Below are 25847 nucleotides of genomic sequence, written 5' to 3'. Positions count from 1 at the left end.
AAGTAACAAAGAATGAATATTCTATCGCTTTTTATTATCAAAAATTTAACTCAAATAATAGCAAAAGCCGATAGATTTCTCTATCAGCTTTTGCAACCAAATTATTTAAAACCTTTAGTCTACAACAAAGTTTATTCAATAAACCTTTATCGCATTATTTTTGAGCTTTTGCCGCTTCTGGCTTAGCTTCTGCTTTTTTAGCTTTTTTATCAGCTTTTTTCTCTTTTTTAGCAGCTTTTGCTTCTTTTGCCGGAGTTTCTTTTACTGGAGTTGTTTGAGCATTTACCATTGCAGTTGTTCCTAAAACTGCTACCGCTAATAAAATTAATTTTTTCATGATTGTTGATTTTTGTGATTACTACTTCTTTATTTATAGCTCAAAGATATAATCAGTAAATGAAGACAAAATGAAGATTGAACCAATCTGAAAAAATTAACTTTTAATTGTGTTTTTGCATCTCCGGAAACAATAAAGTAAAGGTTGTTCCTTCGTTTATAAGAGAATTGACTTTAATTTCTATATGATGAAAAACAGCAATACTTTTAGCAATAGCAAGACCTAACCCCTGCCCTTCCTGATCTGAACTTACTCTGGCAAAGCGGTTGAAAATATTTTCGATTTGCGATTCGTTTAGACCAATACCAGAATCAGTAATTGAAATAAAATATTGATTTTGCAAAAACCCATCAGAAACAATAATACTTCCGCCCGGCTTATTATATTTTATGGCATTCGTCACTAAATTATAGATCAGAATATGAATTAAAGTTTTGTTTCCTCTAAAAACAAAATCATGTTCCATTTTATTAACAAAGGCAATTCCTTTATCATCAATACGATCCTGCAGATCTTCCTGCAGATCGTTTATTATTTCCTGAAAACTGATATTTTCGTTAGCTTCATATTGATTGTTTTCGATTCGGGAAATCAACAGTAAATTATTGATGATTTTTTTCAGCATATCAAGCGTTTTCAATGAACCCGCAATTTTATCCACAGCATTATCATCTAAAGAATCATTTTGTAATAAATTCTCCAGCTTGTTTTTTAATAAAGCAATTGGAGTTAAAAGCTCGTGCGAAACATTAGAAATAAACTGTTTTTCTTTTTTAAAAAGCTCTGCAATACGATTCATCATTTGGTTTAAAACCAAATCTAATTCCCTAAAATCCCTCGATTTTGCCTTTATTGGCGTATGATCAAAAACCTCCGGTTCGTTGACCCGCCTTATTTTAGTATCAATAATTTTATAAAACGGTTTCAGTAAATATTCGATATAAAAAGTATCTGCCAAAAAAGTTACTAGAAGAATAATAACTAAAACGATTATTATAAAAAGCTTTATAATAAAAGTAAGGTCTTTTACTTCGCTTAAGCTGCTGCCAATTTCGAGTTGATATTCCTCATTTTGATAACTAAAATGATGCTGCAGAATTCGATATTCATTTTCTTCACCTTCAATAATTCGGTATTCATTACTGAAAGAAGTTTTCTTTTGATGCGGTTTTATAGGAACTCTGGAAAGAACCAAAAATTCACTGTGAAGTGTCGAAAACTGTGAATAAGTTTCGGTCGAATCATCTTCATTTTCGATAAAATCATTAATCTCCTGCTGATTTAAATGGTCAATGAATTTCTGTTTCTTTTCGATTAATCCGTTATTAATGTGCCTGTAAACCACATTTTCGACCAAAATAGGAAGCATGAGCCATAAAACCAAAATCACCAACAATCTTGTTAGTGCATTAAATATGGCCAATTGATGTTTTATCTTCACAAAAATCTATTTATTCATTAATACGATAACCAACATTTCGAACGGTTTCAAACCAATCAATCGAAGTATGTTTATCTAATTTTTTTCGAAGGTTACGAACGTGAACATCTATAAAATTAGAATCGGAGTTTACCTCCAGAATATCGCCCCAAATATGTTCTGTTAACTGCAATCTTGTAATTACCCTGTTTTTATTCAGAACTAAATATTGAAAAATATCAAATTCCTTTTTGGTCAAACTTAAAGGCACATCATTAAAACTCACTTTATAATCCTGAAGCTGCAGTAAAAATCCGTGAATGCTTAAATTGTTTAAAGTAAAACCATGAATGCGGCGAATTACGGCAAATAATCTTGCTGCTAATTCCGTTAAAGCAAAAGGTTTTGTCAAATAATCATCGGCACCCAGATGAAGTCCGTTAATCCTGTCATCTAATTCTCCGCGCGCCGTTAGCACAATTACCGCAATTTTTGATTTTGTTTTTCGAATCGTCTGCAAAACCTCAAAACCATCTCCGTCAGGCAAGCCTAGATCAAGCAGCATCGCATCATAATCATTACTGGCAAATTCTTCAAGAGCATCGGCACAATTATTCGCTATTTTACAAATATAACCCGCATTGCACAAAAAGTCGTAAACCTCTACAGCAAGTTCCTTATTATCTTCAACAATTAAAACATTCATAAAAAAGGCATTTAAACGCAACTAAAATTAATCAATTATCAAAAGTCCAGTTACGCGTTATTAAAAAATTAACGAATAAAAAAAGCTGACAAATTTCTTCATCAGCTTTCTTCAATCGCATTCATCGTAATCATTATTCCTGTTTTGCCTCCGTTACAATGCTTCGAAAACAAAACGAGAGTAATTCTTATTTTTTCACGGTTGCAGCTTCTTCTTTTGGAGCTTCAGCTTTTGCCTTTTTGTTTCCTTTATGATGGTGTTTTGTAGCTTTAACTTCTTTAGCAGGCGCTGCCTGAGCTGGAGTTGTTTGAGCATTTACCATTGCAGTTGTTCCTAAAACTGCTACCGCTAATAAAATTAATTTTTTCATGATTTTAAATTTTTAAATTAACCAACCTTTTTTTCTAAATTATCTTTTTGTTTATTTTTTTGTTTTTGCTGTTTCTGCTTTTGGAGCTTCACTTTTTACTGATTTTGTTTTTTTATCAGTTTTGCTTTTCGGGTGTTTTGTTGCTTTTACTTCTTTTGCAGGAACTGTTTTACCATCTTTTGCAGGAAACGCATGAACCATTGCGCTTGTTCCTAAAACTGCTGTTAATAACATCAATAAATTTCTCATGATTTCTAAGATTTAAATTAATTACCTTTTATTTTACAGATCAAAATTATTCCCATAACATGAAGACAAAATGAAGAAATCCCTGAATAAAAAAAATTAACTTGACATTAACGCTTTGCTCGTTTTTCCACCATATAAGTTATATAAGTTCATTTAATATATAGGACGCAACTAATCGTTATGTATTAAAATGCGGAGACGCACTGCAGTGCGCCTCTACGGGTAGGTCTCTGCTAAAATGAACTTATATAACTTATATGGTGGAAAAAAAATCCTGTTAGTCTAATTTTTGAGAACCCAATTGTTTATTTTTACAGACTAATATTTTTTATATGTCAACTCAAAAACGCCTTTTTCTTCTAGATGCTTATGCATTAATTTTTCGCGGCTATTATGCCTTTATAAAAAACCCGAGAATAAACTCAAAAGGAATTGACACATCTGCAATTATGGGTTTTATGAACTCACTTTTAGATGTTATTAAAAGAGAAAAACCAGATCATCTTGCTGTTGCTTTTGACAAAGGCGGAAGTCATGTAAGAACGGAAATGTTCGTAGAATATAAAGCCAATCGTGATGAAACGCCTGAGGCGATTAAAATTGCAGTTCCCTATATTCAGGAATTATTAAGAGCGATGCATATTCCGATTATTGAAATCGAAGGCTGTGAAGCCGATGATTTAATTGGAACTATTGCCAAACAAGCCGAAAAACAAAATTATAAGGTTTTCATGGTAACGCCGGATAAGGATTTTGCGCAATTGGTTTCTGAAAATATTTTCATGTACAAACCTGCCCGTATGGGTAACGGAATTGAAATTTGGGGAATTCCTGAAGTTTTGGCAAAATTTGAAATAGAAAGACCTGAACAGGTAATTGATTTTCTTGGAATGATGGGCGACGCCGTGGATAATATTCCTGGATTGCCTGGAGTTGGAGAAGTTACCGCTAAAAAGTTCCTAAAAGAATTTGGTACAATGGAAAACCTTTTAGACAATACACATTTACTAAAAGGAAAAATGAAGGAGAATATCGAAGCGAATAAAGATAAAGGTATTTTGTCTAAAAAACTGGCAACGATTATCTGCGATTGCGATGTTGTTTTTAATGAAGATGACTACGAACTTTCTCGCCCTGATATTGAAAAAACAGATGCTATTTTTCAGGAACTGGAATTTAGAAGAATGGCGGAACAGTTTGATAACTTATTTAAAGTGGGTGGCGGAAATGAATTAGCAAATAGTACTCCGGCAGCTGATCCTAAATTATACAAAAAACCGCAACCTAAAAACGAAGACCAATTTGATCTTTTTGGCGGAGGCGGAATTACTCTTGATGAAAGTGCAGAAGCTGCAAGAAATTCATTTTACAATACTTTAGAAAATACTGAGCACTCCTATCAAATCGTTCAGGGGGATTTAGGAATTAAATTGCTTTTACAGAATTTACAAAAACAGACTTCAGTTTGTTTTGATACCGAAACTACAGGAATCGATGCGTTGCATGCAGAACTTGTGGGAATGTCTTTCTCTTACGAAAAAGGAAAAGCATTTTATGTTCCGTTTCCGGAAAGTCAGGAAGAAGCAAAAGTTTTGGTAGACAAATTTGTTCCGTTTTTTGAAAATGAAAACATCGAAAAAATTGGACAGAATTTAAAATACGATTTAAAAATTCTTGCTAATTACGGCGTTACGGTAAAAGGAAAACTTTTTGATACGATGATTGCGCATTATTTGATTAATCCGGATATGCGTCATAATATGGATATTTTAGCCGAAACATATTTAAAATATTCACCAAAATCAATTGAAACTTTAATTGGTAAAAAAGGAAAAAATCAGCTTTCGATGCGTGATGTTCCTTTAGAAGATATTAAAGAATATGCTGCAGAAGATGCTGATGTTACTTTACAATTAAAAGAAATCTTTACTACAGAATTAGACAAAACAGAAACTAAAAAGCTGTTTGATGAAATTGAAATTCCGTTAGTAAGCGTTTTAGCTGCAATGGAAACAGAAGGAATTCGCCTTGATGTTGATTTCTTAAAACAAATGTCTGGAGAGATGGAAATTGAAATCAAATCTTTAGAAGAACAGATATATGAAACTGCCGGCGAGAAATTTAATCTTGCCTCTCCAAAACAATTAGGAGATATTTTATTTGATAAACTTAAAATTGGCGGAGCAAAGCAAAAGAAAACCAAAACGGGTCAATATGCAACCGGAGAGGAAGTTTTGACTTATTTAGCAAACGACAATCCTATTGTAAAACAAATTTTGGACTGGCGTCAAATGGTGAAACTTCAAAGTACTTATATTTTGGCTTTGCCGGAACAAGTTGATAAAAAGACATTACGCGTTCATACCGATTATATGCAGACTGTTGCCGCAACTGGACGTTTGAGTTCTAATAATCCGAATTTACAAAACATTCCGATTCGTACGGAAAGAGGACGTCAGATTCGTAAAGCTTTCGTAGCACGCGATGAAAATCACACGTTAATCTCTGCCGATTACTCGCAAATTGAATTACGAATTATCGCTGCTTTGAGTGGTGAAGAAAATATGATTGTAGCTTTCCAAAACGGTGAAGATATTCACAGAGCTACTGCAGCAAAAGTTTTTGATGTAGCGCTTGAAGAAGTTTCACGCGAACAAAGAAGTAATGCTAAAACGGTAAACTTTGGAATTATATATGGTGTTTCTGCTTTCGGATTAAGTAATCAGACTTCATTATCTCGCGGTGAAAGTGCAGCTTTGATTGATGCTTATTACAAAACGTATCCGAGATTAAAATCATATATGCAGGATCAGGTTGATTTTGCGCGTGAAAACGGTTATGTACAAACTATTTTAGGTCGTCGCCGTTATTTAAAAGATATTAATTCTGCGAATGCCGTTGTGAGAAGTGCTGCCGAACGAAATGCTGTAAATGCACCAATTCAGGGAAGTGCTGCCGATGTGATTAAAATTGCCATGATTAACATTCATAAAAAATTACAAGACGAAAACTGGAAATCCAGAATGCTGCTGCAAGTTCATGATGAGCTTGTGTTTGATGTACACAACGACGAATTAGAAAAAATCCAGCCAATGATTAAACACGAAATGGAAAATGCTTTCAAAATGGCGGTTCCTTTAGAAGTTGAACTTGGTTTGGGTAAAGATTGGTTAGAAGCGCATTAATTTATTTTAGATTTTTGATTGTTGATTTTAGATTTATGAATCAACAATAATCAACACAATCTTGTCATTTCGACGAAGGAGAAATCTTCGCGAGAAGCTCTACAAAGATTGGATCCTCATTGCGGAGTTACTTGCGGAGATTTCTCCTTCGTCGAAATGACACTAAACATAAAAAAAGGACTGTTCTTTCGAACAGTCCTTTTTTTATGGATTATATTTTTTACAATTAAGCCTTTCTTGTAGACTCTCTTTCTTTCAATTTTGTTTTGATAATGATTGTTTCGTAATCAGAAGTTTCGCCTTCTGGTTCTTCCAGTCTTTCGATTAGTTTTTTGGCAGCAACTTCACCAATTTCAATTCCGTGCTGGCTTACTGTTGTTAAACTTGGAGATAAACGTCTTGAAGCTAAAATTCCGTCTGCAAAACCAATTATCGAAATATCTTCCGGAACTTTAAAACCTTTTTTCAAACTTACTCTTAAAGCCGCAACTGAATCATTTTCATCTAAAGCAAAAATCGCATCAACTTTATTGTCAAAAATAGCGTCAATCTTAGCTTTCATATCATCTTCAGAATCGGTACGAAGAATAATTTTTTCGTTTACCGGAATATTATTGTCTTTTAAAGCTTTTAAATATCCGTCAGCTCTTAATTTTCCAACACTTAAATTATCTACAGAAGAAATTAAGGCGATATTTTTACACCCTAAATTGATTAAATGCTGCGTTGAGTTTAAAGCAGAGTCAAAATCATCAACTACAACTTTATCACATTCTACTTCATCAGCAATTCTGTCAAACATTACAATTGGCGTCCCGTCATTAATAATAGCCGAAAAGTGATTGTAATCTTGCAGCTTTTGTGCTTCTTCAGAAACCGAAAGAATAAATCCGTCGATAGTTCCGTTGCTTAACATTTCAAGCGTATGAATTTCTTTCTCTAAAGATTCGTTCGAAATACACGTAATTACATTATATCCTTTTTTATCGGCAACCTTTTCGATGCCGCTAAAAACCTTTGCAAAAAAGGAGTTTAATATATTAGGTATAATTACACCAATTGTTTTGGTTTTTCGATTCTTCAAGTTCAGACCAATAACATTCGGTTTATAATTTTTGAGTTTGGCATACTCTTTAATCTTCACCTTCGTCTGCTCACTTATTTCCGGGCTGTCGTTTAGTGCTTTAGACACTGTAGACACAGAAACACCTAGTTCCTTCGCAATTTGTTTTAGAGTTGCTTTAGCTTTCATCTAATAAAAGTTTATGTAATTAATACAAATATAGTAGAATTACCGAAAATAAAACAAAAAACCCCTACCACTATTTGAAATAATAGTATCTATTCGAAATAATTCTAAAAAAGAAGAAATTTCTGAAACCGCATGTCTAAAAATTTCGTTAATAAACTTAATAGAATGTTATTAACTTAATAAAAGCCTAGATTATGAAAAACGAAGTTAAAATTCAGGAAGTCAACCCTTCCCTGGATAGCAGAAGGAGCTTTCTGAAGCTCAGTGGACTAACATTAGTTACCGCAGGTTTGGTTTTAGCTGGTTGCAGCGACAATGATAACGATGACAATATGGAGGATAATTCCTTACCTGGAGTCAAAAATGGTGTTTTTGACTTAGGCTCAGGAGACTTTGGTGTTCTAACTTATGCGTACGCCTTAGAGCAGTTAGAAGCCGATTTTTACACTAAAGTGGTAAATGCCTCCAACTTTAATACTGTATTTAATGACACAGAACGTCAGGTCCTTACAGATCTTTACCATCACGAAGTAGTGCACAGAGATTTTTTTAAAGCCGCTTTAACCGGAGCGCTTCCAGATCCTGGTTCTCAATTACTTCCTTCTTTAGCCTTTAGTTATGGTGCTTTAAATTTTAATAGCCGTACCGAAGTTTTAGCTACCGCAAAAGCACTTGAAGATACTGGTGTTGCTGCTTATAATGGAGCAGGCAGACTTATTAAAAGCCCTGATTATTTATTATTAGCCGGAAAAATTGTTTCTGTAGAAGCCAGACATGCTTCTGCTATTAGAAGTTTGATCAACCCGAATTCAAAAGATTTTGCCGGAGATGATATTATAAGCACTTCAACTGGATTAGACGTCGCAAAAGATCCGTCAAAAATCCTACCAGTTGCCGCAGGATTTATAACCACAAAATTCACGGCCAATTATTTACCTTAATCTTAACTAGCTAAAAATTAGAAATTATGAATATTTTAAAATTTATAGAAACCTTTACTGATGACAGCTTAATGAAAAGCACTGGCTCGAGAAGAGACAGTTTTACGCAGTTTGGGAATATCGGAAAAAACCTGGCAATGGCATCAATTCCTTTTGGATTGGCTGCTTTTACTAATAAAGCTTTTGCAAAAGACATAACGGCAACACCAGCGACACCAATTGGAGCTTTGCAGTTTGCATTGACTCTGGAATATCTGGAAAACGAATTTTACGCCATGGCATTAGATTCTGGAGTAATCCCAGCTTCTGAAAATGGCGGACGCGATTTAAAAGTTTTTCAGCAAATCGCGGCACACGAAGCAGATCACGTTTCGTTTTTAATTGCGGGACTTGGCGGAACAATGAGTGCTAATTTTGTTCCAAAGCCTACTTTTGATTTTACCGTAGGCGGAGCATTTGATCCTTTTAATGACTATCCTACCTTTTTGGCATTGGCACAAGCTTTTGAAGATACAGGTGTAAGAGCTTATAAAGGTCAGGCCGCTAACTTAATATCTACACCAGATTTACTGACAGCAGCATTACAAATTCACTCAGTTGAGGCCAGACACGCTTCTGAAGTTAGAAGATTGCGAGGTTTAAAAGGCTGGATCTCTAATGCTGAAAGAGGTGCCGGAATGCCGGCAGCAACGCAGGCTGTTTATGATGGCGAAGGAGTAACCATGCAGGCAGGCTTCAATACAGCCTCAGCATTTGGTGCTGCCGCAGGATCAGAAGCTTATGATGAACCGTTAACGACACAACAAGTGGTCGATATAGCCAATATATTTATTGTTTAGTTAAAAATTAAGGTTAATTTTGAACCGCCCTCGCGTTATTGTGAGGGCGGTTTTTTTATGGTTTTAAAAATAAAAACTGAAAGCCTGATTTTCAGGATATAAAATATTCTTTTCAGGTATTTGGTTTTAAAATAATTAATTGTACTTTTGCATCCCCTTTATTGGGGATGGAATGTTTAATTAAAATAATATTATGGACGCATTAAGCTACAAGACAATTTCAGCTAGCAAAGCCACTGTAACTAAAGAGTGGATTGTTGTTGATGCAGAAGGTCACAACTTAGGTCGTCTTGCTTCAAAGGTTGCGATGATCTTAAGAGGTAAGTACAAGCCAAGTTACACACCGCACGTTGACTGTGGAGATAACGTAATTGTTATCAACTCAGAAAAAATTAACCTTACAGGTACAAAAATGAATGACAAAATTTACATGCGTCATACAGGTTACCCAGGAGGACAAAGAACTTTAACTGCTAAAGTATTGCAATCTAAAAACCCTGCATTATTAGTAGAAAAAGCTGTAAAAGGAATGTTACCTAAAAACAAATTAGGAGCTGAACTTTTTAGAAATCTAAATGTTGTTGTAGGTGCTGAGCATACTCACGGAGCTCAAAAACCTAGAACTGTTAACCTAAACGATCTTAAGTAATGGGAGTTATTCACAAAATCGGTAGAAGAAAAACCGCTGTTGCACGTGTATATGTTTCTGAAGGAACAGGTAAAATCACTGTAAACAAAAAAGAATTCGCAACTTACTTTCCAACTGCAACTTTACAATACAAAGTATTACAACCATTATCTATGACAGAAAATGCTAGTAACTTTGATGTAAAAGTAAACGTTTACGGAGGTGGTTCAACTGGTCAGGCAGAAGCTGTAAGAATGGCATTAGCACGTGTAATGTGTGAAGTGAACATCGAAAACAGAGCTATCCTAAAACCAGAAGGTTTATTAACAAGAGACCCTAGAATGGTTGAACGTAAGAAATTCGGTCAGAAGAAAGCTCGTAAGAGATTCCAATTCTCTAAACGTTAATATTACCTGTCTTGTTCAGATGGGACAAGACATTATCAATTATTTATTGAAATTAAAAAACACAGTTATTGTTGCTCTCCTATCGAGGTAGGATATAGTTTAGCATCTAAATGTATAAAGCCAGAGAAATCGCCATTTATACATTGCTAATCAACAGAACGTAAACTAGTACAAAAATGGCAAACAAAATAGAAGTAAAAGAATTACTAGAAGCAGGTGTTCACTTTGGACACATGACTAGAAAATGGGATCCAAACATGGCTCCTTACATTTATATGGAGCGTAATGGTATTCACATTATCAATCTATATAAAACTGCAGCTAAAATTGAAGAAGCTAACGAAGCTTTGAAAAAAATCGCTGCATCAGGTAGAAAAATTTTATTCGTAGCTACCAAAAAACAAGCTAAAGACATCGTTGCTGATAAAGCAAAAGCTGCAAACATGCCTTACATCACTGAAAGATGGCCAGGTGGAATGCTAACTAACTTCGTAACTATCAGAAAGGCAGTTAAAAAAATGTCTTCTATTGATAAAATGAAGAAAGATGGTACTTTCATGACGTTATCTAAAAAAGAGCGTTTGCAAGTTGATCGTCTACGTGCTAAATTAGAGAAAAACTTAGGTTCAATCGCTGATATGTCTAGACTACCTGCAGCATTGTTCGTAGTAGATATCAAAGCTGAACACATCGCAATAAAAGAAGCACAAAAATTAAACATTCCAGTTTTCGCAATGGTTGATACGAATTCTGACCCAAGAGAGGTTGATTACGTTATTCCAGCAAATGATGATGCTTCTAAATCAATTGACAAAATTTTATCTTTAGTGACTACTGCAGTTATCGAAGGTCTTTCTGACAGAGGTTCTGAAAAAGAAGTTGAAGTAGCTGAAGAAGCTGCTGCTCCTGCTGCTGAGGCTGAGGCTGCTCCTGCAACTGAAGAATAAATCAAATTTTAAATTCCAAATTTTAAATTTTAAAATCCAAACCACAAATTAAAAACGTTATGTTGATAATTTAATAAAATTGGAGTTTAGAATTTAAAAGATGGAATTTTTACTTTTAACATTAAAATTCAAAATATTATGGCAACAATTACTGCTGCAGACGTAAATAAATTAAGACAATCTACAGGTGCCGGAATGATGGACTGTAAAAAAGCTTTAGTTGAAGCTGATGGAGATTTCGATAAAGCTATACAAGTCCTTAGAGAAAAAGGACAAAAAGTTGCTGCTAACCGTTCTGACCGTGAGTCTTCTGAAGGAGCTGCTGTTTCTTTTGTTAATGCTGACAACACTAAAGGAGCGATCATCACTTTAAACTGCGAAACTGACTTCGTAGGTAAAAATGAGGCTTTCGTAACTTTGGCTAAAGATTTAGTAGAAAGAGCTATTAACTTCTCTTCTAAAGAAGATTTCTTAGCTTCAGATTTCAACGGAATTACAGTTGCTGAAAAATTAATCGAGCAAACTGGAGTTATCGGTGAGAAAATCGAAATCGGTGGTTTTGAAATTTTAGAAGGTGCTTTCGTTGGATCTTATGTTCACGTTAACAAAATTGCTGCATTAACTGCAATTTCTGCTGCAATTCCTAACGCTGACGTTTTAACTAAAGATGTTTCTATGCAAGTTGCTTCTATGGGAGCTGATACATTATCTTACAAAGATTTTGATCCTGCTTTCGTTGAATCTGAACTTGCTGCTCGTATTGCTGTAATCGAAAAAGATAATGAAGAAGCAAAACGTTTAGGAAAAACTTTAAAAAATGTTCCTAAATACATTTCTTACTCTCAATTAACTCCAGAAGTTTTAAAACAAGCTGAAGAAGATGCTAAAGCTGAATTAAAAGCTGAAGGTAAACCAGAGCAAATTTGGGACAAAATTATTCCAGGAAAAGTTCAGCGTTTTATCTCTGACAACACTACTTTAGATCAAGAGAAAGCTTTGTTAGATCAAAACTTTATCAAAGACGATAGTAAAAAAGTTGGTGATTACGTTAAAGGATTCAACGTTGAAATCACAGGTTTCAAAAGAGTTACTTTAGGTTAATATATTATTATTTCAATATAAAAAGCCCGAATATTAATTTATTCGGGCTTTTTTATTTTCAGTTTTTAGCTCTCAACTGGAAAATTTCTCGCACGCATCAAAGCATCAGATTTTGGAGCATGTCCTCTAAAATCCTCATACATATTTTCATTATCGACACTATTCCCAACACTTAAAACAATCTCATAAAGACGTTCTGCTACTTTTTTATCATAAGGCCCATCACCTTCCAGAAAAGCTTCATAAGCATCTGCATTTATTACGTCAGCCCATAAATAACTGTAATATCCCGCTGCATATCCGTCACTTGAAAAAATATGGGCAAATTGCGGAATTCTATGTCGCATCACAATCTCTGACGGCATATTGATTTCTTCCAAAACATCTTTTTCAAATTGATGCGGATCAACTGTTTCAGTCGTTAAATGCAATTTCATATCTACAAAAGAACTCGAAATGGTTTCGACAGTTGCAAAACCTTCATTAAAATTAGCCGCTTTTTCTATTCTTTCTACCAAAGATTCAGACAACGGCAGGTTTGTTTTATAATGAAGTGCAAACTTGTTCAGTACCTCTGGAGTTGCCAGCCAATGTTCCAGTAATTGCGAAGGAAACTCAACATAATCTCTCGCAACCGAAGTTCCTGACAAACTAGGATAAGTAACATTTGAACATAAACCGTGCAAAGCGTGCCCAAATTCATGAAATAAAGTTGTAGCATCGTCCCAGGAAATCAATACTGGATCATCACTATTTCCTTTTATAAAATTGCAGTTATTCGATACTATTGGCAGTACGTTTTGTTTTATTTTTTGCTGATCTCTATGCGAATTCATCCACGCTCCAGAACGCTTGCCAACACGCGCATAAGGATCAAAGTACCACAGCCCGATTAATTTACCTGTATCCTTATTATTCACTTCCCAAACGCGAACATCGGGATGATAAACCGGAACATCAAATAATTGTTTAAATCCTAAATTAAATAATTCACCCGCAACCCAAAACATGGCTTCACGTAAATTTTCTAACTGCAGATATTGTTTTATCTCGTTTTGGTCTAAATCATATTTTGCTTTGCGTACTTTTTCGGCATAATAACGATAATCCCAAGGTTGAATTTTAAAATTCCCCCCTTCGTTATTTACCATTTCCTGCATTGCAACTACATCATTTTTTACTTTTTCAACAGCAGGTTTCCATACAGATTCCATTAAATCCAAAGTTTTCTGCGGATCTTTAGCCATCTTATTAGATAAACTCCATTCTGCAAAATTCTTAAAACCTAATATTTTTGCTTTCTTCGCACGCAATTGTAAAATGGAAACCAGCGTTTCATTAGTATCATTTTGATTCTTGTTATCACCACGTTTTACAAAAATATCAAATGCTTTTTCTCGTAAATCTCTTCGATTTGAAAAAGTCAAAAACGGTTCTATTGAAGATCTTGTGTTGCCAATACTAGCTAAACTATTCAGCTTTCTTTCTTTCGCTTCAGCAATGGCTGCGTTTTTAAATTCCTCAGGCAAACCATCCAAATCATTTTCAGATTTTAATTCTAAAAACTGATCATTTTCTTCTGCTAATAATTTTTGGCTGAAAAGAGTAAAAAGCCCGGCAAGTTCCTGATTAATTTTGGCTACTTCCTTTTTATCTTCTTCATTTAACTCCGCCCCTTCTCGAACAAAATCGGTATAATAAAGCCAAAGCAAACGCTGTTGTTCAGCATTTAAATTTTTACTTTCGGCACTTTTATATAGTTTTTCAATTCTTAGAAACAGCTTATCGTTTTGATATAGTTTATCACTAATCTCTGCCAATTTTGGAGACATTTCTGTATCAACCACATTAAATTCAGGACTGCTTAAATTTGATCTGTAAATTCCGTAAACGGCATGAATTCTATCCAGTTTTTCGCCCGAAAGTTCTAAAGCCACAATTGTATTATCAAAAGTAGGTTCTTCAATGTTGTTTGCAATTGCATCTATTTCATCTAATTTCTCCTGAATGGCAAACTCAATTGCAGGTTTAAAATCAGAGATTTTATATTTTGTAAAATCCGGAACTCCGCCATAAGCACCAGACCATTCCTGAAGTAACGGATTATTTAAATCTATTTGTGTTTTCATAATAAAATGCATTAATAATTCTTCTGCTTAAATAGTTTCCCAAAAAAAAAGCAGCATCTCAAAATTAACCAATCAAAAGCAAACTTCAAACGAACTCATTAATCCATTTCGAACATTTAAAGAAATAGTTTAAATTTGAATCATCATAACCAAAATAACATGTTTAAAACCCGAAAAGAAATTGTCTTTGTAGTTCTATCAGGAATATTTATAACCAATGCCGTTGTGGCTGAACTTATTGGAGGAAAATTAATTCAGATTGGTCCTTTTGTAATGAGTATAGGGATTTTGCCCTGGCCGATTGTTTTTCTAACTACTGATTTGATTAATGAATACTTTGGCGAAAAAGGAGTAAAAAAACTCTCTTTTATAACTGCTTGTTTAATTGCATATGCTTTTTTAATTTTATTTATGGCGATTGTAATTCCGGCAGCAAAAGGAATCAGTCCGGTTAATGATGAGCAGTTTCATGCCGTTTTTGGACAAAGTATGTGGATTATCTTCGGAAGTATTGTTGCTTTTATGGTATCACAGTTAATCGATGTTTGGATTTTTTGGTTTTTCAAAAAAAGAACCGGAGAAAAGAAAATATGGTTAAGAGCAACTGGTTCTACTGTAATTTCTCAATTATTTGACTCTTTTATTGTACTGGGAATTGCTTTCTGGCTTCCCGGAAAAATCGATTTTAAAACTTTTATCACCTCTGGGCTAACAGGTTACATTTTCAAACTTTCGGTTGCGGTTGTATTAACTCCTTTAATTTACCTTGGACATCATTTGATAAAAAAATATTTGGAAGAAGATCTTACTATCAAAGATTAAAGCTATCTTGTAGTTATGAAAAAGACAATTGCCACGCTATTTCTTTCAATTACCTGTTTTTTGATGGGCTGTGGCAACGATGAAAAAAAGCAGCAGAAACGAAAAACAATTTATCCTGTCGATAAATTAAATCCCGCTTCTGCGAAAACATTAAAAAAAACACCATTAAAAACTATCGGGATATCTAAAGATCTTGCTCATAATTCTGCAACTGACAAACGAAATCATTTTTCATCAAAAAAAGAAAGCCAAAGCAGACCACAAATTCAAAATCAACAAGTTGAGACAGAAAACGCTAACTTAAACTGGAATGAAGAAGAAAACAAATCTTTGGTAACATTTGGCAATCTAAAAAAAATACTTTCTCTCAGTAAAATTGGACAGACTTTAAATCAGAAACAATTAACTGAAAATTTTGAAATCCCTAAAGAAGCCGTAAAACTTGTAAAAAGTATTACAAAAACTTCTGAAGATGAAATAGCCATAAAATGGCGGTCGACCTGGTTTATTGAAAAAGTTTCAGATGCTAAATTCAAAGATGGTCTTATGAAAATTACTTTTAAAGCTAATAAATTATATACATCAGGAACAGCAATTGGCATTAAGTACGACAAAAAAATCCATAACGAATTGATTATAATTGGTCGTTCTGCTTATATTCCAGGAGTAAAAGGATATAGCTGGCAAATAGGAAAATAATGAAAAACGAAGATCCAGTAAGATGCGGCTGGTGTTCAGCCAGTGATTTATATAAAAAATATCATGACGAAGAATGGGGCGTTCCTGTTTATGATGACGCATCTTTATTTGAGTTTTTAATTTTAGAAACTTTTCAGGCTGGATTAAGCTGGATTACAATTTTAAATAAAAGAGAGAATTTCAGAAACGCTTTCGATCATTTTGATTATAAAAAAATTGCGAATTATTCTGAAGATAAAATCGAAGAATTATTGCATAATACCGGAATCATCCGAAATAAACTTAAAGTTAAAGCAACTATTTCAAACGCTCAGGCTTTTATAAAAGTTCAGGAAGAATTTGGAAGTTTTTCAGAGTATATATGGAAATTCACCGATGGAAAACCTATCGACAATAATCCCAAAACTTTAAAAGACGTTCCGGCAACAACGCCTCTTTCAGATGCAATCAGCAAAGATTTAAAAAAACGCGGATTCAAATTCGTAGGCTCAACCGTTATTTACGCTCACATGCAAGCAACCGGAATGGTCAATGATCATATCGAAGACTGCTGGACGAGAAAAAAATAGTTTCCAGTCGTTAGTCGCAGTTTTCAGTGACAGTTTTCAGTTTTTTTGAACCTGAAACTTGAAACCTGAAACTTTTAAACAAAAATTACATATATTTGCTTCACACTTTAGGGGTGTCTACAACTTGTAGGCTGAGATTTTACCCTCTGAACCTGATCTAGTTCATACTAGCGTAGGGAAAAGTAAGATGACTTCTGCGCGCATTTTTATGCGTTCTTGTAGCCATTCCTAAAGTATGACTCTATACTAATTCAAGAAGGAATGGAACTAAAAATCAATCAACAAACCAAACATTTCAATGCTGAATCGCTAAGCGTTCAATCATTGCTCGATCTCGAAATTCCGCACAAACAAAACGGAATCGCCGTTGCTATTAACAATACTGTTGTTCCAAAAACCAAATGGAACGAATTCCTCGTACAAGAAACTGACGAAATTTTAATTATTTCTGCCACGCAGGGAGGCTGAAATCCCAATATAAAAATTTCAAATTCCAATTATATACTGGACGTAGACGCACTGCTGTGCGTCTCTACAGAAACAAATGCGTTAAAAAACATAATCCATATCAACTTGAAACTTTAAACTTCAAACCTGAAACAAAAAACACGATGACAACAGAAGAACAAATATCCAGAACCCCATTTCCGAATTCGAAAAAAGTATATATAGACGGTGAAATTCATCCTATAAAAGTGGCGATGCGTGAGATTCATCTTAGCGACACTAAACTTTCAAACGGTGGAATCGAAAAAAATCCTCCCGTAACTGTTTATGATACTTCTGGTCCATACACAGATCCAAATATCGAAATTGATATTCGAAAAGGATTGCCACGCTTACGCGAAAGCTGGATTCTAGATCGAAATGATGTTGAGATTTTAAGCGAAATCACATCCGATTATGGACAAAGCCGATTGAAAAATGAAACTCTGAATCACCTTCGTTTTGAATATTTACATCAGCCAAAACGTGCTAAAAAAGGCGCAAACGTAACGCAATTGTATTACGCCAAACAAGGAATCATTACTCCGGAAATGGAATATATAGCGATTCGCGAAAACCAACGCATTGAACTTTTAAACGAACAAACGAAAGCCATGCAATGCCAGCACGGCGGTCATAGTTTTGGAGCCAATACACCAAAAAGCAAGATCACTCCGGAATTCGTTCGCGCAGAAGTGGCTTGCGGAAGAGCTATAATCCCAAACAATATCAATCATCCAGAAAGCGAACCTATGATTGTGGGTCGTAATTTCTTGGTGAAAATTAATGCCAATATTGGTAACAGTGCTGTGACTTCAAGCATTGAAGAAGAAGTAGAAAAAGCTGTATGGGCTTGCCGCTGGGGCGCTGACACCATTATGGATTTGTCCACAGGAAAAAATATTCACGAAACCAGAGAATGGATTATTCGTAATTCGCCCGTTCCAATTGGTACCGTTCCAATTTACCAAGCTTTGGAAAAAGTAAAAGGAATTGCCGAAGATTTAACTTGGGAAATTTTCCGCGATACTTTAATCGAACAGGCAGAACAAGGTGTTTCGTATTTTACGATTCACGCCGGAGTTTTGCTTCGTTACATTCATTTAACTGCAAATCGTGTAACAGGAATCGTTTCGCGCGGTGGCTCCATTATGGCAAAATGGTGTTTATTTCATCATAAAGAAAACTTCTTGTACACGCACTTTGAAGAAATCTGCGAAATCATGAAACAATATGATGTTGCTTTTTCTTTAGGAGACGGTTTACGTCCGGGTTCAATTGCCGATGCCAATGATGCTGCACAATTTGCTGAATTAGAAACTTTAGGCGAATTAACCAAAATTGCCTGGAAACATGATGTTCAGGTTTTCATTGAAGGCCCTGGACACGTTCCAATGCACATGATTAAAGAAAACATGGACAAACAATTAGAACATTGCCATGAAGCTCCATTTTATACTTTAGGCCCATTAACAACCGATATTGCACCGGGTTACGATCATATTACGTCTGCAATTGGTGCTGCTATGATTGGCTGGTACGGCTGTGCGATGTTGTGTTATGTAACTCCAAAAGAACATCTTGGTTTACCAAACAAAAAAGACGTAAAAGATGGCGTGATTACTTATAAAATTTCTGCTCATGCTGCAGATTTGGCAAAAGGTCATCCGGGAGCGCAATACCGCGATAATGCTTTAAGTAAAGCTCGTTTTGAATTCCGTTGGGAAGATCAATTTAATTTGGCTTTAGATCCAGATACAGCAAGAGAATTTCACGATGAAACGCTTCCTGCAGATGGTGCAAAAGTGGCGCATTTCTGTTCTATGTGCGGCCCAAAATTCTGTTCTATGAAAATATCTCAGGAAATTAGAGATGTCGCTGCCGCAGAAAAAGGAATGAAAGAGAAATCAGAGGAGTTTATTGAACAGGGGAAAGAGATTTATATCTAAAAGAAAATAGAATAAAGAGCATAGAAAAAAGATATGATTGTAATTACAAATCGTTTTTTTATTGAAGATGAAATTCGAATTCTTCATTCTTTATTTGAAGAAGGATTGTCTTTGCTTCATGTTCGGAAGCCTGATTTTTCTGAATTGGAAATGGCGCAATTTATTCATCAAATTAAGATTGAATTTAGAGATCGAATTGTTTTGCACAATCATCATCTATTGGCAGAAGATTTTGGAATTAACACAATTCATTTTTCTGAAAAAGAAAGAAACCGCATTCATGATTTTCCTGCAAGGTTTCCAAAACCTTGTAGGTATAATTTTTCAACATCAACACATTCTATAGAAGATTTTAATTCTCTGGAAAATGATTTTGATTACGCGTTTCTAAGCCCGGTTTTCAAAAGTATTTCAAAGGAAAATTATGGACCAAAAACTGATCTTTTTGAAGCATTAAAATCAAGAACAAATTATGAAACAAAAGTGATTGCTTTAGGCGGAATTGATCTTCAAAACATTCAAAAAACAATAGAAAATGGATTTGATGATATCGCTCTTTTAGGAACAATCTGGAATAACGAAAACCCGATAAAACAATTTAAATTATGTCAGCAAATCGTCCTTTCGTACTTACAATAGCAGGTTTAGATCCGTCTGGCGGAGCTGGTATTTTGGCTGATATCAAAACATTTGAACAGCATAAAGTAACTGGTTTTGCTATTACAACAGCCAATACGATTCAGACCGAAAATACATTTTATGAGATTCAATGGACAGATTTGAGTTTTGTTATTCGGTCTATTGAAACTCTCTTTTTAAATTATAAAATCAGTGCTGTCAAAATTGGAATTGTTTCTTCTTTGTATGATTTAAACCGAATTGTTTCTACGCTTAAAATGCTTTCTCCATCAACTAAAATTGTTTGGGACCCTGTTCTTAGATCGACAACAAATTTTGAATTTATGACCATTAAAGACTATTCTGATTTACATAAAATCTTGTCTAAAATTGATTTGATTACGCCGAATTATAATGAAATTGAGATTTTATTTCCGGGATTTATTTCAAAGAATCTTCGGCCGCAAAATGAAATTACAACCAATATTTTATTGAAAGGCGGACATAACGAATCAGCAATAGGAACCGATCTTTTATTTCTTAAAAATGAAGTTTTGGATTTGCTTCCAACTAATAAAAAATGCTTTGAAAAACACGGTTCCGGCTGCGTGCTTTCTTCTGCAATTGCTTCCAATTTGGCTTTAAATCAAAATATAACAGAAGCCTGCAAAAATGCTAAAATATATATCGAAAATTACCTGAGTTCAAGTTCAACATTAATTGGATATCATTATGTATAACAAATTGCAATACATTTCACAAGGCGAAACCATCAAAGAACAATTGTACAATATTCATCATGCTCTGGATGCCGGCTGTAAATGGGTACAAATGCGTTTTAAAAATCAAACCAGCAAAGAAACATTTGCTTTAGCAGAGAAGGTAAAACCTTTGTGCGAAGAGTATCTGGCTAATTTTATTATAAATGATGATCTGCACCTTGCTGAGCAGATTGCTGCAGACGGGGTTCATTTAGGGTTAACCGATATGAAAATCGATGAAGCGAGAGCCATTTTAGGAGCAACAAAAATTATTGGTGGAACGGCTAATACTTTTGAACACATTCAAAATCATGTCAAAAATGGCTGCGATTATATTGGTTTAGGCCCTTTTCGATTTACGATTACAAAAGAAAAACTAAGTCCGATTTTAGGATTATCTGGATATTTCGAGATTCTCCAAAAAATGAAAAAAGATAAAATCGAGATTCCTGTTTATGCTATTGGCGGCATTAAATTAAAAGATGTGAGTCCATTAATGGAAACCGGAATTCACGGAATTGCCGTTTCTGGAATCATTACAGAAAGTGCAGAGAAAAAAATACTAATTAAACAATTAAAGGAAAAATTATATGCAAACGTCATTGTTTAATATTGGAGACAAAAGCTTCAAATCCCGTTTGTTTTTAGGAACAGGGAAATTTGGTTCTAACAAAGAAATGGAAGAAGCGATTTTAGCTTCAGAAAGTGAATTGGTAACCGTTGCTTTAAAACGCATTGATTTAGAAACTGAAACCGATGCTATTCTTTCGCATTTAAAACATCCAAATATCAATTTACTGCCGAATACTTCTGGGGCAAGAAATGCAAAAGAAGCCATTTTTGCTGCTCAACTGGCTCGTGAAGCATTAGAAACAAATTGGATAAAACTGGAAATTCATCCGGATCCAAAGTATTTAATGCCAGATCCTATTGAAACTTTAAAGGCTACGGAAGAATTGGCTAAACTTGGTTTTTTTGTTCTGCCTTACATTCATGCCGATCCTGTTTTGTGTAAACATTTAGAAAGTGCCGGAACAACTGCGGTAATGCCGTTAGGTTCTCCAATTGGAAGTAATAAAGGTTTAAAAACCATTGATTTTCTAGAAATTATAATTGAACAAAGTAACGTTCCCGTAATAGTAGACGCCGGAATCGGCGCTCCGTCTGACGCTGCAAAAGCAATGGAAATTGGTGCCGATGCTGTTTTGGTTAATACCGCAATTGCCGTTGCCGGAAATCCAAAATTAATGGCCGAAGCTTTCAAAGAAGCAGTAATAGCAGGAAGAAAAGCCTTTGAAGCAAAAGTAGCCAATCAACAAAATTATGCTGTGGCTTCTAGTCCTTTAACTTCTTTTCTTTATGAGTAATTTTCTAACGCAAAGTTCTCAAAGTTTTTTCGCAAAGTTCACTAAGCTTTGTGAACTTTATTATTAATAATAAGAACTCAAAGCTTAGTGAACTTTGCGTATTCTTAGTGCACTTTGCGTTAAAAAACAAAATAAAAAATGAACACATTCAAATCAATTTTTGAGCAATATAATTGGGATACTATTCAATCGAAAATATACCAAACTACATCAAAAGATGTCGAACGAACTTTGGCAAAAACCAAACTCAATCTCGATGATTTTTTGATTCTAATCTCTCCTATTGCTCAAAATTATTTAGAAGAAATGGCACAAAAATGCCATGAAATCACCAAAAAACGTTTCGGGAAAACGATTCAAATGTATGCGCCGTTATATTTAAGCAACGAATGCCAAAATATCTGTACGTATTGCGGTTTTAGTTTAGACAATAAAATCAAACGAAAAACACTTTCTGATGCTGAAATAAAACTCGAAGTTGAAGCCTTAAAAAACACAGGTTTTGATCATGTTTTATTGGTTACAGGGGAAGCAAATTATACCGTCAATATCAATTATTTCCTCAATGCAATTGCTTTAATTCGGGAAGAATTTTCGATTATTTCTGTTGAAGTTCAGCCGCTTTCTACCGAAGATTATGAACGTTTACATAGCGCCGGAGTATACTCGGTTTTGGTTTATCAGGAAACCTATCATCAGGAAGTTTACAAAAAGTACCATACCAAAGGGAAGAAATCAAATTTTGATTATAGGCTTGAAACTCCGGACAGAATTGGAACTGCGGGAATTCATAAAATTGGTTTAGGCGTTTTACTAGGCTTAGAAGACTGGAGAACAGATAGTTTTTTCAACGCTTTGCATTTAGATTATCTTCAAAAAAAATATTGGCAGACGAAATATTCGGTTTCATTCCCTCGCCTCCGTCCCGCCGAAGGAATTATTGAACCCAATTTTATTATGGACGATAAAGATTTGACACAATTAATCTGCGCTTATCGTTTGTGGAATGAAGATTTAGAAATTTCGATTTCAACCAGAGAAAATGAAAAATTCAGGAACAATATAATCCCAATTGGCGTTACAAGTATGAGCGCAGGTTCAAAAACAAATCCTGGTGGTTATGTGGTTGATCCGCAATCTTTAGAACAATTCGAAATCAGCGATGAACGTTCTGCAGAAGAGATTTCAAAAATCATAAAAGATGCAGGCTATGAACCCGTTTGGAAGGACTGGAGCAAAAGTTTTTGTTAAAAATCCCAATATTAAAATCCCAAATTCCAATCTAAAATCAACAATCAAAATCAACAATCTAAAATCAACAATCTAAAATCTAAAATTTAAAGTGAGCATTATACAAGAATTCCTCCGTTACAACAGACAAACTATTCTGCCAGAAATTGGCGATGAAGGTCAGGAAAAACTAAAAAAAGCTAGAGTTTTAGTAATTGGCGCAGGTGGTTTAGGCTGTCCGATTTTACAATATATTGCAACTGCGGGAGTTGGTTTTATTGGAATCATGGATTTTGACACAATCGAAATTCACAATCTGCACAGGCAGATTTTATATACCGAAAATGAAATTGGGCAATTTAAAGCAATTGTGGCAAAAGATGTAGTTTCAAAACTGAATCCGTTAATTAAAGCCGAGGCCATTCAGGAAAAACTAACTTCTCAAAATGCCTCAAAAATTATACAGCAATATGATATTATTGTGGATGGTTCAGATAATTTTACAACACGCTATTTAGTAAACGACACATGTGTTGAATTAAATAAAACTTTAGTTTACGGAAGCATCTTAAAATTTGAAGGGCAAATTGCAGTTTTTAATCACAACGGAAGTAAAAATCTTAGGGATTTGTTCCCAGAAATGCCTGGTCCGAAAGATGTTCCGAATTGTGATTTAAATGGTGTTTTGGGGACTTTACCCGGAATTATTGGAAATATGATGGCGCACGAAACGCTTAAATTAATTTTAGAATTACCTGTTTTAAAAAACGAATTGGTTCTTTTTAATACACTGAACTGGAATTTTACAAAACTGAATTTCTAGAAAATCAGTGCGTCTCCAACCTTAATATTTCCAGAGTTTAAACTCACGATATTCGTTCCGAACAAAACAGAATTATTTACATTTCTGTATTTGCTTAAGGTTTTTAAAGGCTCTTTTTTTAATTTGCCATTTTCCGGATCATTATTAACCATAATGCATCTTCCGCAAGGCTTTATATTTTTAAATTGAACTTCTCCAATTTTAAAAGTATTAAAATCATCTTCTTCATGTTCACTCTGACTGCTGATTACAATATTTGGACGAAACCTTTTTACTGTGATTTTTTCATCGAGTTTGTCATTTAAAAAATCCAGGCTTTTTGATCCAATTAATAAATAAGGATAACCATCGGCTAAACTTACATTAAAAGTTTCTTTTAGTTTTGAACTTTCATGTTTGCGGTCTCCATTTTTCATGATTTTGACCAATTTGCATTCAAAACCTAAATGTTGACTAAACCATTTTGAAGTTTCGTGATTTACCTCAACAACTTCGCTTTTATCTTCCCAGACATCGACTTCCAGAGAATTTTGCAAATGTTCGTTGATAGAAAATTCATGTTTTTGATCCTTAAAAGTAATACTGATTTTTCCATCAGAAATTTGTGGATAAAACTGACTCATAATACGATGTTCTCTTTGCGTTATCATTTGATTTTCAGCATCGATTAACATCCATCTTCGGTCATTTTCAAATCCCATTTCTTCAGCCAGAGCAGATTGAACACTAATTCCTGCTAAGCTTTTTATCGGATAAATATAAATTTCTTTTACAACATGAACTGCACTCATTTTTATTTGCTTTTTAAAATGGACATAAATTCGTCACGATCAATTTCGCGACATCCTAAACTATCTAAATGCGGATTATAAACCTGACAATCTAATAATTTATAATTCTCTTTTTTCAAATGATTTACCAAATATATAAATCCGACTTTAGAGGCATTTGATACTTTAGAAAACATACTTTCGCCACAAAAAACATGGCCTAAATCTATTCCATACAAACCGCCTATCAAAACCTCATCCTGCCAAACCTCAACAGATTTTGCAATTCCCTGTTTATTAAGTTCGCAATAAGATTCGATCATTTCATCAGAGATCCAGGTTCCGTCCTGACCGTCTCGCAATATTTTTTGACAGTTTAAAATTACTTCTTTAAAACGTGTATTAAAAGTAACCGTAAATATATTCCTGTTCAGAATGTTACGCATACTTTTAGAGACAATTAACTCATCCAGAAACAAAACCATACGCGGATCCGGAGCCCACCAGAGAATCGATTCGCCTTCGTTAAACCACGGAAATATTCCGTTGTTGTACGCCAGTTTTAATCGTTCCGGACTCAAATCACCGCCAACGGCCAGAATGCCTTCATCATCAGCTTCTGAAACGGGTGGAAAATATAATCTGTCAAATAGGAAATACATTTTTTTTAATAATCAATTTTTAAAATTCCAATATAAATTGAAATCTCAATACTGAAATTCCAAATTCCAAACTTCCGCAATCTTGTCATTTCTCCCTTCGGTCGAAATGACAAAGTTTTTGCTTAAACTTTATACAAAAAATTCCAAATCCCAAATTCATGCTAATGAATTGGAATTTGGAATTTATGTTTTGAAATTTAAACTTTCTTAAAACGGTAAATCGTCTGGTTCGTCTTCGTTTAAATTTGTAGCTGGAGCAAAAGCTTCTGCAGCAGGAACTGACGGTGTTTGTGCAGGTCCTTCTGGTGCCATTCTTTCGATTCTCCAACCTTGAATACTATTGAAATATCTAGTTTCTCCTTGTGGATTAACCCATTCTCTTCCTCTTAAATTGATAGAAACTTTTACTGCCTCTCCTTGTTTATAGCTGCTCAATAAATCGCATTTATCTTGTGTAAATTCGATTAAAATGTGTTGTGGATACTGCTCATCTGTAGTAACTACTAATTCTCTTTTTTTGAATGAAGCACTAACTTGCTGTTCAGGATTAACCACTTTTACTTTTCCTATAACTTCCATC

28 protein-coding genes and 1 riboswitch are annotated in these 25847 nt (G+C 34.4%); of the genes, 18 read left to right on the top strand and 10 right to left on the bottom strand.

Annotated elements, in window-relative coordinates; genetic code table 11:
* Positions 1-154 precede the first annotated feature (154 nt).
* The 5 genes from FLAPXU55_RS02105 to FLAPXU55_RS02085 all read right to left on the bottom strand — a co-directional run bounded on the left by FLAPXU55_RS02105 (position 155) and on the right by FLAPXU55_RS02085 (position 3082).
* On the bottom strand, positions 155-337 hold the full coding sequence (locus tag FLAPXU55_RS02105) for a hypothetical protein (protein ID WP_180856371.1): 183 nt from the start codon (positions 335-337) through the stop codon (positions 155-157).
* A gap of 103 nt (positions 338-440) precedes the next feature.
* The gene (locus FLAPXU55_RS02100; protein ID WP_235991980.1) at positions 441-1778 is read right to left on the bottom strand and encodes a sensor histidine kinase; all 1338 of its coding nucleotides are present in this window, start codon (positions 1776-1778) and stop codon (positions 441-443) included.
* Positions 1779-1788: 10 nt separating this feature from the next.
* A complete protein-coding gene (locus FLAPXU55_RS02095; protein WP_053474400.1) occupies positions 1789-2463 on the bottom strand; it encodes a response regulator transcription factor in 675 nt (224 codons plus the stop codon).
* 187 nt (positions 2464-2650) lie between these two features.
* A complete protein-coding gene (locus tag FLAPXU55_RS02090; protein WP_180856370.1) occupies positions 2651-2833 on the bottom strand; it encodes a hypothetical protein in 183 nt (60 codons plus the stop codon).
* Between the two features lie 51 nt (positions 2834-2884).
* The gene (locus FLAPXU55_RS02085; protein WP_180856369.1) at positions 2885-3082 is read right to left on the bottom strand and encodes a hypothetical protein; all 198 of its coding nucleotides are present in this window, start codon (positions 3080-3082) and stop codon (positions 2885-2887) included.
* A 332-nt stretch (positions 3083-3414) separates the two neighbouring features.
* Between FLAPXU55_RS02085 and polA the strand changes: the two genes are divergently transcribed.
* Entirely contained in the window at positions 3415-6267 is a 2853-nt protein-coding gene (polA, locus tag FLAPXU55_RS02080; protein ID WP_180856368.1) for a DNA polymerase I, read from the top strand.
* Positions 6268-6493: 226 nt separating this feature from the next.
* Here polA and FLAPXU55_RS02075 read toward each other — a convergent pair whose 3' ends face one another.
* Positions 6494-7519: a LacI family DNA-binding transcriptional regulator gene (locus FLAPXU55_RS02075; protein WP_180856367.1), complete on the bottom strand. Its 1026-nt coding sequence runs from the start codon at positions 7517-7519 to the stop codon at positions 6494-6496.
* Between the two features lie 194 nt (positions 7520-7713).
* Here FLAPXU55_RS02075 and FLAPXU55_RS02070 point away from each other — a divergent pair, with 194 nt between their 5' ends.
* From FLAPXU55_RS02070 to tsf, 6 genes are all read left to right on the top strand, one after another.
* A complete protein-coding gene (locus tag FLAPXU55_RS02070) occupies positions 7714-8460 on the top strand; it encodes a ferritin-like domain-containing protein (protein ID WP_053472629.1) in 747 nt (248 codons plus the stop codon).
* 26 nt (positions 8461-8486) lie between these two features.
* A complete protein-coding gene (locus FLAPXU55_RS02065; RefSeq protein ID WP_053472628.1) occupies positions 8487-9299 on the top strand; it encodes a ferritin-like domain-containing protein in 813 nt (270 codons plus the stop codon).
* A gap of 193 nt (positions 9300-9492) precedes the next feature.
* On the top strand, positions 9493-9948 hold the full coding sequence (rplM, locus tag FLAPXU55_RS02060; protein WP_026983738.1) for a 50S ribosomal protein L13: 456 nt from the start codon (positions 9493-9495) through the stop codon (positions 9946-9948).
* Positions 9948-10334 carry a 30S ribosomal protein S9 gene (rpsI, locus tag FLAPXU55_RS02055; RefSeq protein WP_017497947.1) on the top strand — a complete coding sequence of 129 codons (387 nt, stop codon included), beginning with the start codon at positions 9948-9950 and terminating at the stop codon, positions 10332-10334. Before rplM ends, rpsI begins: the two co-directional genes overlap by 1 nt.
* Positions 10335-10510: 176 nt before the next feature.
* On the top strand, positions 10511-11281 hold the full coding sequence (gene rpsB, locus FLAPXU55_RS02050) for a 30S ribosomal protein S2 (protein ID WP_053472627.1): 771 nt from the start codon (positions 10511-10513) through the stop codon (positions 11279-11281).
* A gap of 138 nt (positions 11282-11419) precedes the next feature.
* Positions 11420-12382 carry a translation elongation factor Ts gene (gene tsf, locus FLAPXU55_RS02045; RefSeq protein WP_180856366.1) on the top strand — a complete coding sequence of 321 codons (963 nt, stop codon included), beginning with the start codon at positions 11420-11422 and terminating at the stop codon, positions 12380-12382.
* Positions 12383-12447: 65 nt separating this feature from the next.
* Here tsf and FLAPXU55_RS02040 read toward each other — a convergent pair whose 3' ends face one another.
* Positions 12448-14511, bottom strand: a complete 2064-nt coding sequence (locus tag FLAPXU55_RS02040; protein ID WP_180856365.1) for a M3 family metallopeptidase — start codon at positions 14509-14511, stop codon at positions 12448-12450.
* A 159-nt stretch (positions 14512-14670) separates the two neighbouring features.
* Here FLAPXU55_RS02040 and FLAPXU55_RS02035 point away from each other — a divergent pair, with 159 nt between their 5' ends.
* The 11 genes from FLAPXU55_RS02035 to FLAPXU55_RS01985 all read left to right on the top strand — a co-directional run bounded on the left by FLAPXU55_RS02035 (position 14671) and on the right by FLAPXU55_RS01985 (position 23835).
* On the top strand, positions 14671-15333 hold the full coding sequence (locus FLAPXU55_RS02035; protein WP_053472625.1) for a queuosine precursor transporter: 663 nt from the start codon (positions 14671-14673) through the stop codon (positions 15331-15333).
* A 15-nt stretch (positions 15334-15348) separates the two neighbouring features.
* The gene (locus FLAPXU55_RS02030; RefSeq protein WP_180856364.1) at positions 15349-16032 is read left to right on the top strand and encodes a hypothetical protein; all 684 of its coding nucleotides are present in this window, start codon (positions 15349-15351) and stop codon (positions 16030-16032) included.
* Entirely contained in the window at positions 16032-16601 is a 570-nt protein-coding gene (locus FLAPXU55_RS02025; RefSeq protein WP_180856363.1) for a DNA-3-methyladenine glycosylase I, read from the top strand. The genes FLAPXU55_RS02030 and FLAPXU55_RS02025 overlap by 1 nt, the downstream gene beginning before the upstream one ends.
* A gap of 99 nt (positions 16602-16700) precedes the next feature.
* Positions 16701-16797: riboswitch (TPP riboswitch) on the top strand.
* A 65-nt stretch (positions 16798-16862) separates the two neighbouring features.
* Positions 16863-17069 carry a sulfur carrier protein ThiS gene (gene thiS, locus FLAPXU55_RS02020; protein ID WP_053472622.1) on the top strand — a complete coding sequence of 69 codons (207 nt, stop codon included), beginning with the start codon at positions 16863-16865 and terminating at the stop codon, positions 17067-17069.
* A gap of 143 nt (positions 17070-17212) precedes the next feature.
* On the top strand, positions 17213-19036 hold the full coding sequence (thiC, locus tag FLAPXU55_RS02015) for a phosphomethylpyrimidine synthase ThiC (protein ID WP_180856362.1): 1824 nt from the start codon (positions 17213-17215) through the stop codon (positions 19034-19036).
* Between the two features lie 33 nt (positions 19037-19069).
* Positions 19070-19675, top strand: a complete 606-nt coding sequence (locus FLAPXU55_RS02010; RefSeq protein WP_180856361.1) for a thiamine phosphate synthase — start codon at positions 19070-19072, stop codon at positions 19673-19675.
* Positions 19642-20394 carry a hydroxymethylpyrimidine/phosphomethylpyrimidine kinase gene (locus FLAPXU55_RS02005; protein WP_180856360.1) on the top strand — a complete coding sequence of 251 codons (753 nt, stop codon included), beginning with the start codon at positions 19642-19644 and terminating at the stop codon, positions 20392-20394. Before FLAPXU55_RS02010 ends, FLAPXU55_RS02005 begins: the two co-directional genes overlap by 34 nt.
* Positions 20387-21025 carry a thiamine phosphate synthase gene (locus FLAPXU55_RS02000; protein WP_180856359.1) on the top strand — a complete coding sequence of 213 codons (639 nt, stop codon included), beginning with the start codon at positions 20387-20389 and terminating at the stop codon, positions 21023-21025. Before FLAPXU55_RS02005 ends, FLAPXU55_RS02000 begins: the two co-directional genes overlap by 8 nt.
* The gene (locus FLAPXU55_RS01995) at positions 21006-21782 is read left to right on the top strand and encodes a thiazole synthase (protein ID WP_317169637.1); all 777 of its coding nucleotides are present in this window, start codon (positions 21006-21008) and stop codon (positions 21780-21782) included. Before FLAPXU55_RS02000 ends, FLAPXU55_RS01995 begins: the two co-directional genes overlap by 20 nt.
* A gap of 138 nt (positions 21783-21920) precedes the next feature.
* Positions 21921-23033 (top strand): 2-iminoacetate synthase ThiH, encoded by a 1113-nt coding sequence (thiH, locus tag FLAPXU55_RS01990; protein ID WP_180856358.1) that lies wholly within the window; start codon positions 21921-21923, stop codon positions 23031-23033.
* Positions 23034-23124: 91 nt separating this feature from the next.
* Complete coding sequence (locus FLAPXU55_RS01985) at positions 23125-23835, top strand: HesA/MoeB/ThiF family protein (RefSeq protein WP_180856357.1); 711 nt, start codon at positions 23125-23127, stop codon at positions 23833-23835.
* Here FLAPXU55_RS01985 and FLAPXU55_RS01980 read toward each other — a convergent pair.
* From FLAPXU55_RS01980 to FLAPXU55_RS01970, 3 genes are all read right to left on the bottom strand, one after another.
* Complete coding sequence (locus tag FLAPXU55_RS01980; RefSeq protein WP_180856356.1) at positions 23832-24626, bottom strand: MOSC domain-containing protein; 795 nt, start codon at positions 24624-24626, stop codon at positions 23832-23834. The genes FLAPXU55_RS01985 and FLAPXU55_RS01980 overlap by 4 nt on opposite strands.
* 2 nt (positions 24627-24628) lie before the next feature.
* Positions 24629-25267, bottom strand: coding sequence for a leucyl/phenylalanyl-tRNA--protein transferase (aat, locus tag FLAPXU55_RS01975; protein WP_180856355.1), 639 nt, complete (start codon positions 25265-25267; stop codon positions 24629-24631).
* 207 nt (positions 25268-25474) lie between these two features.
* On the bottom strand, positions 25475-25846 hold the full coding sequence (locus tag FLAPXU55_RS01970) for a DUF3127 domain-containing protein (RefSeq protein WP_012023670.1): 372 nt from the start codon (positions 25844-25846) through the stop codon (positions 25475-25477).
* Position 25847 lies beyond the last annotated feature (1 nt).

This window comes from Flavobacterium panici, from assembly GCF_903819335.1.
Classification (GTDB): Bacteria; Bacteroidota; Bacteroidia; order Flavobacteriales; family Flavobacteriaceae; genus Flavobacterium; species Flavobacterium panici.
Note: the sequence above shows the minus strand (reverse complement) of the source record. Positions and strands in the feature narration are given on the sequence as shown.

What these genes read in the sequence shown, in the direction of transcription:
- FLAPXU55_RS02105 (WP_180856371.1), bottom strand. Translation starts at nt 337, where the DNA reads ATGAAAAAATTAATTTTATTAGCGGTAGCAGTTTTAGGAACAACTGCA.
- FLAPXU55_RS02095 (WP_053474400.1), bottom strand. Translation starts at nt 2,463, where the DNA reads ATGAATGTTTTAATTGTTGAAGATAATAAGGAACTTGCTGTAGAGGTT.
- FLAPXU55_RS02090 (WP_180856370.1), bottom strand. Translation starts at nt 2,833, where the DNA reads ATGAAAAAATTAATTTTATTAGCGGTAGCAGTTTTAGGAACAACTGCA.
- FLAPXU55_RS02085 (WP_180856369.1), bottom strand. Translation starts at nt 3,082, where the DNA reads ATGAGAAATTTATTGATGTTATTAACAGCAGTTTTAGGAACAAGCGCA.
- polA (WP_180856368.1), top strand. Translation starts at nt 3,415, where the DNA reads ATGTCAACTCAAAAACGCCTTTTTCTTCTAGATGCTTATGCATTAATT.
- FLAPXU55_RS02075 (WP_180856367.1), bottom strand. Translation starts at nt 7,519, where the DNA reads ATGAAAGCTAAAGCAACTCTAAAACAAATTGCGAAGGAACTAGGTGTT.
- FLAPXU55_RS02070 (WP_053472629.1), top strand. Translation starts at nt 7,714, where the DNA reads ATGAAAAACGAAGTTAAAATTCAGGAAGTCAACCCTTCCCTGGATAGC.
- FLAPXU55_RS02065 (WP_053472628.1), top strand. Translation starts at nt 8,487, where the DNA reads ATGAATATTTTAAAATTTATAGAAACCTTTACTGATGACAGCTTAATG.
- rplM (WP_026983738.1), top strand. Translation starts at nt 9,493, where the DNA reads ATGGACGCATTAAGCTACAAGACAATTTCAGCTAGCAAAGCCACTGTA.
- rpsI (WP_017497947.1), top strand. Translation starts at nt 9,948, where the DNA reads ATGGGAGTTATTCACAAAATCGGTAGAAGAAAAACCGCTGTTGCACGT.
- rpsB (WP_053472627.1), top strand. Translation starts at nt 10,511, where the DNA reads ATGGCAAACAAAATAGAAGTAAAAGAATTACTAGAAGCAGGTGTTCAC.
- tsf (WP_180856366.1), top strand. Translation starts at nt 11,420, where the DNA reads ATGGCAACAATTACTGCTGCAGACGTAAATAAATTAAGACAATCTACA.
- FLAPXU55_RS02040 (WP_180856365.1), bottom strand. Translation starts at nt 14,511, where the DNA reads ATGAAAACACAAATAGATTTAAATAATCCGTTACTTCAGGAATGGTCT.
- FLAPXU55_RS02035 (WP_053472625.1), top strand. Translation starts at nt 14,671, where the DNA reads ATGTTTAAAACCCGAAAAGAAATTGTCTTTGTAGTTCTATCAGGAATA.
- FLAPXU55_RS02030 (WP_180856364.1), top strand. Translation starts at nt 15,349, where the DNA reads ATGAAAAAGACAATTGCCACGCTATTTCTTTCAATTACCTGTTTTTTG.
- FLAPXU55_RS02025 (WP_180856363.1), top strand. Translation starts at nt 16,032, where the DNA reads ATGAAAAACGAAGATCCAGTAAGATGCGGCTGGTGTTCAGCCAGTGAT.
- thiS (WP_053472622.1), top strand. Translation starts at nt 16,863, where the DNA reads ATGGAACTAAAAATCAATCAACAAACCAAACATTTCAATGCTGAATCG.
- thiC (WP_180856362.1), top strand. Translation starts at nt 17,213, where the DNA reads ATGACAACAGAAGAACAAATATCCAGAACCCCATTTCCGAATTCGAAA.
- FLAPXU55_RS02010 (WP_180856361.1), top strand. Translation starts at nt 19,070, where the DNA reads ATGATTGTAATTACAAATCGTTTTTTTATTGAAGATGAAATTCGAATT.
- FLAPXU55_RS02005 (WP_180856360.1), top strand. Translation starts at nt 19,642, where the DNA reads ATGTCAGCAAATCGTCCTTTCGTACTTACAATAGCAGGTTTAGATCCG.
- FLAPXU55_RS02000 (WP_180856359.1), top strand. Translation starts at nt 20,387, where the DNA reads ATGTATAACAAATTGCAATACATTTCACAAGGCGAAACCATCAAAGAA.
- FLAPXU55_RS01995 (WP_317169637.1), top strand. Translation starts at nt 21,006, where the DNA reads ATGCAAACGTCATTGTTTAATATTGGAGACAAAAGCTTCAAATCCCGT.
- thiH (WP_180856358.1), top strand. Translation starts at nt 21,921, where the DNA reads ATGAACACATTCAAATCAATTTTTGAGCAATATAATTGGGATACTATT.
- FLAPXU55_RS01980 (WP_180856356.1), bottom strand. Translation starts at nt 24,626, where the DNA reads ATGAGTGCAGTTCATGTTGTAAAAGAAATTTATATTTATCCGATAAAA.
- aat (WP_180856355.1), bottom strand. Translation starts at nt 25,267, where the DNA reads ATGTATTTCCTATTTGACAGATTATATTTTCCACCCGTTTCAGAAGCT.
- FLAPXU55_RS01970 (WP_012023670.1), bottom strand. Translation starts at nt 25,846, where the DNA reads ATGGAAGTTATAGGAAAAGTAAAAGTGGTTAATCCTGAACAGCAAGTT.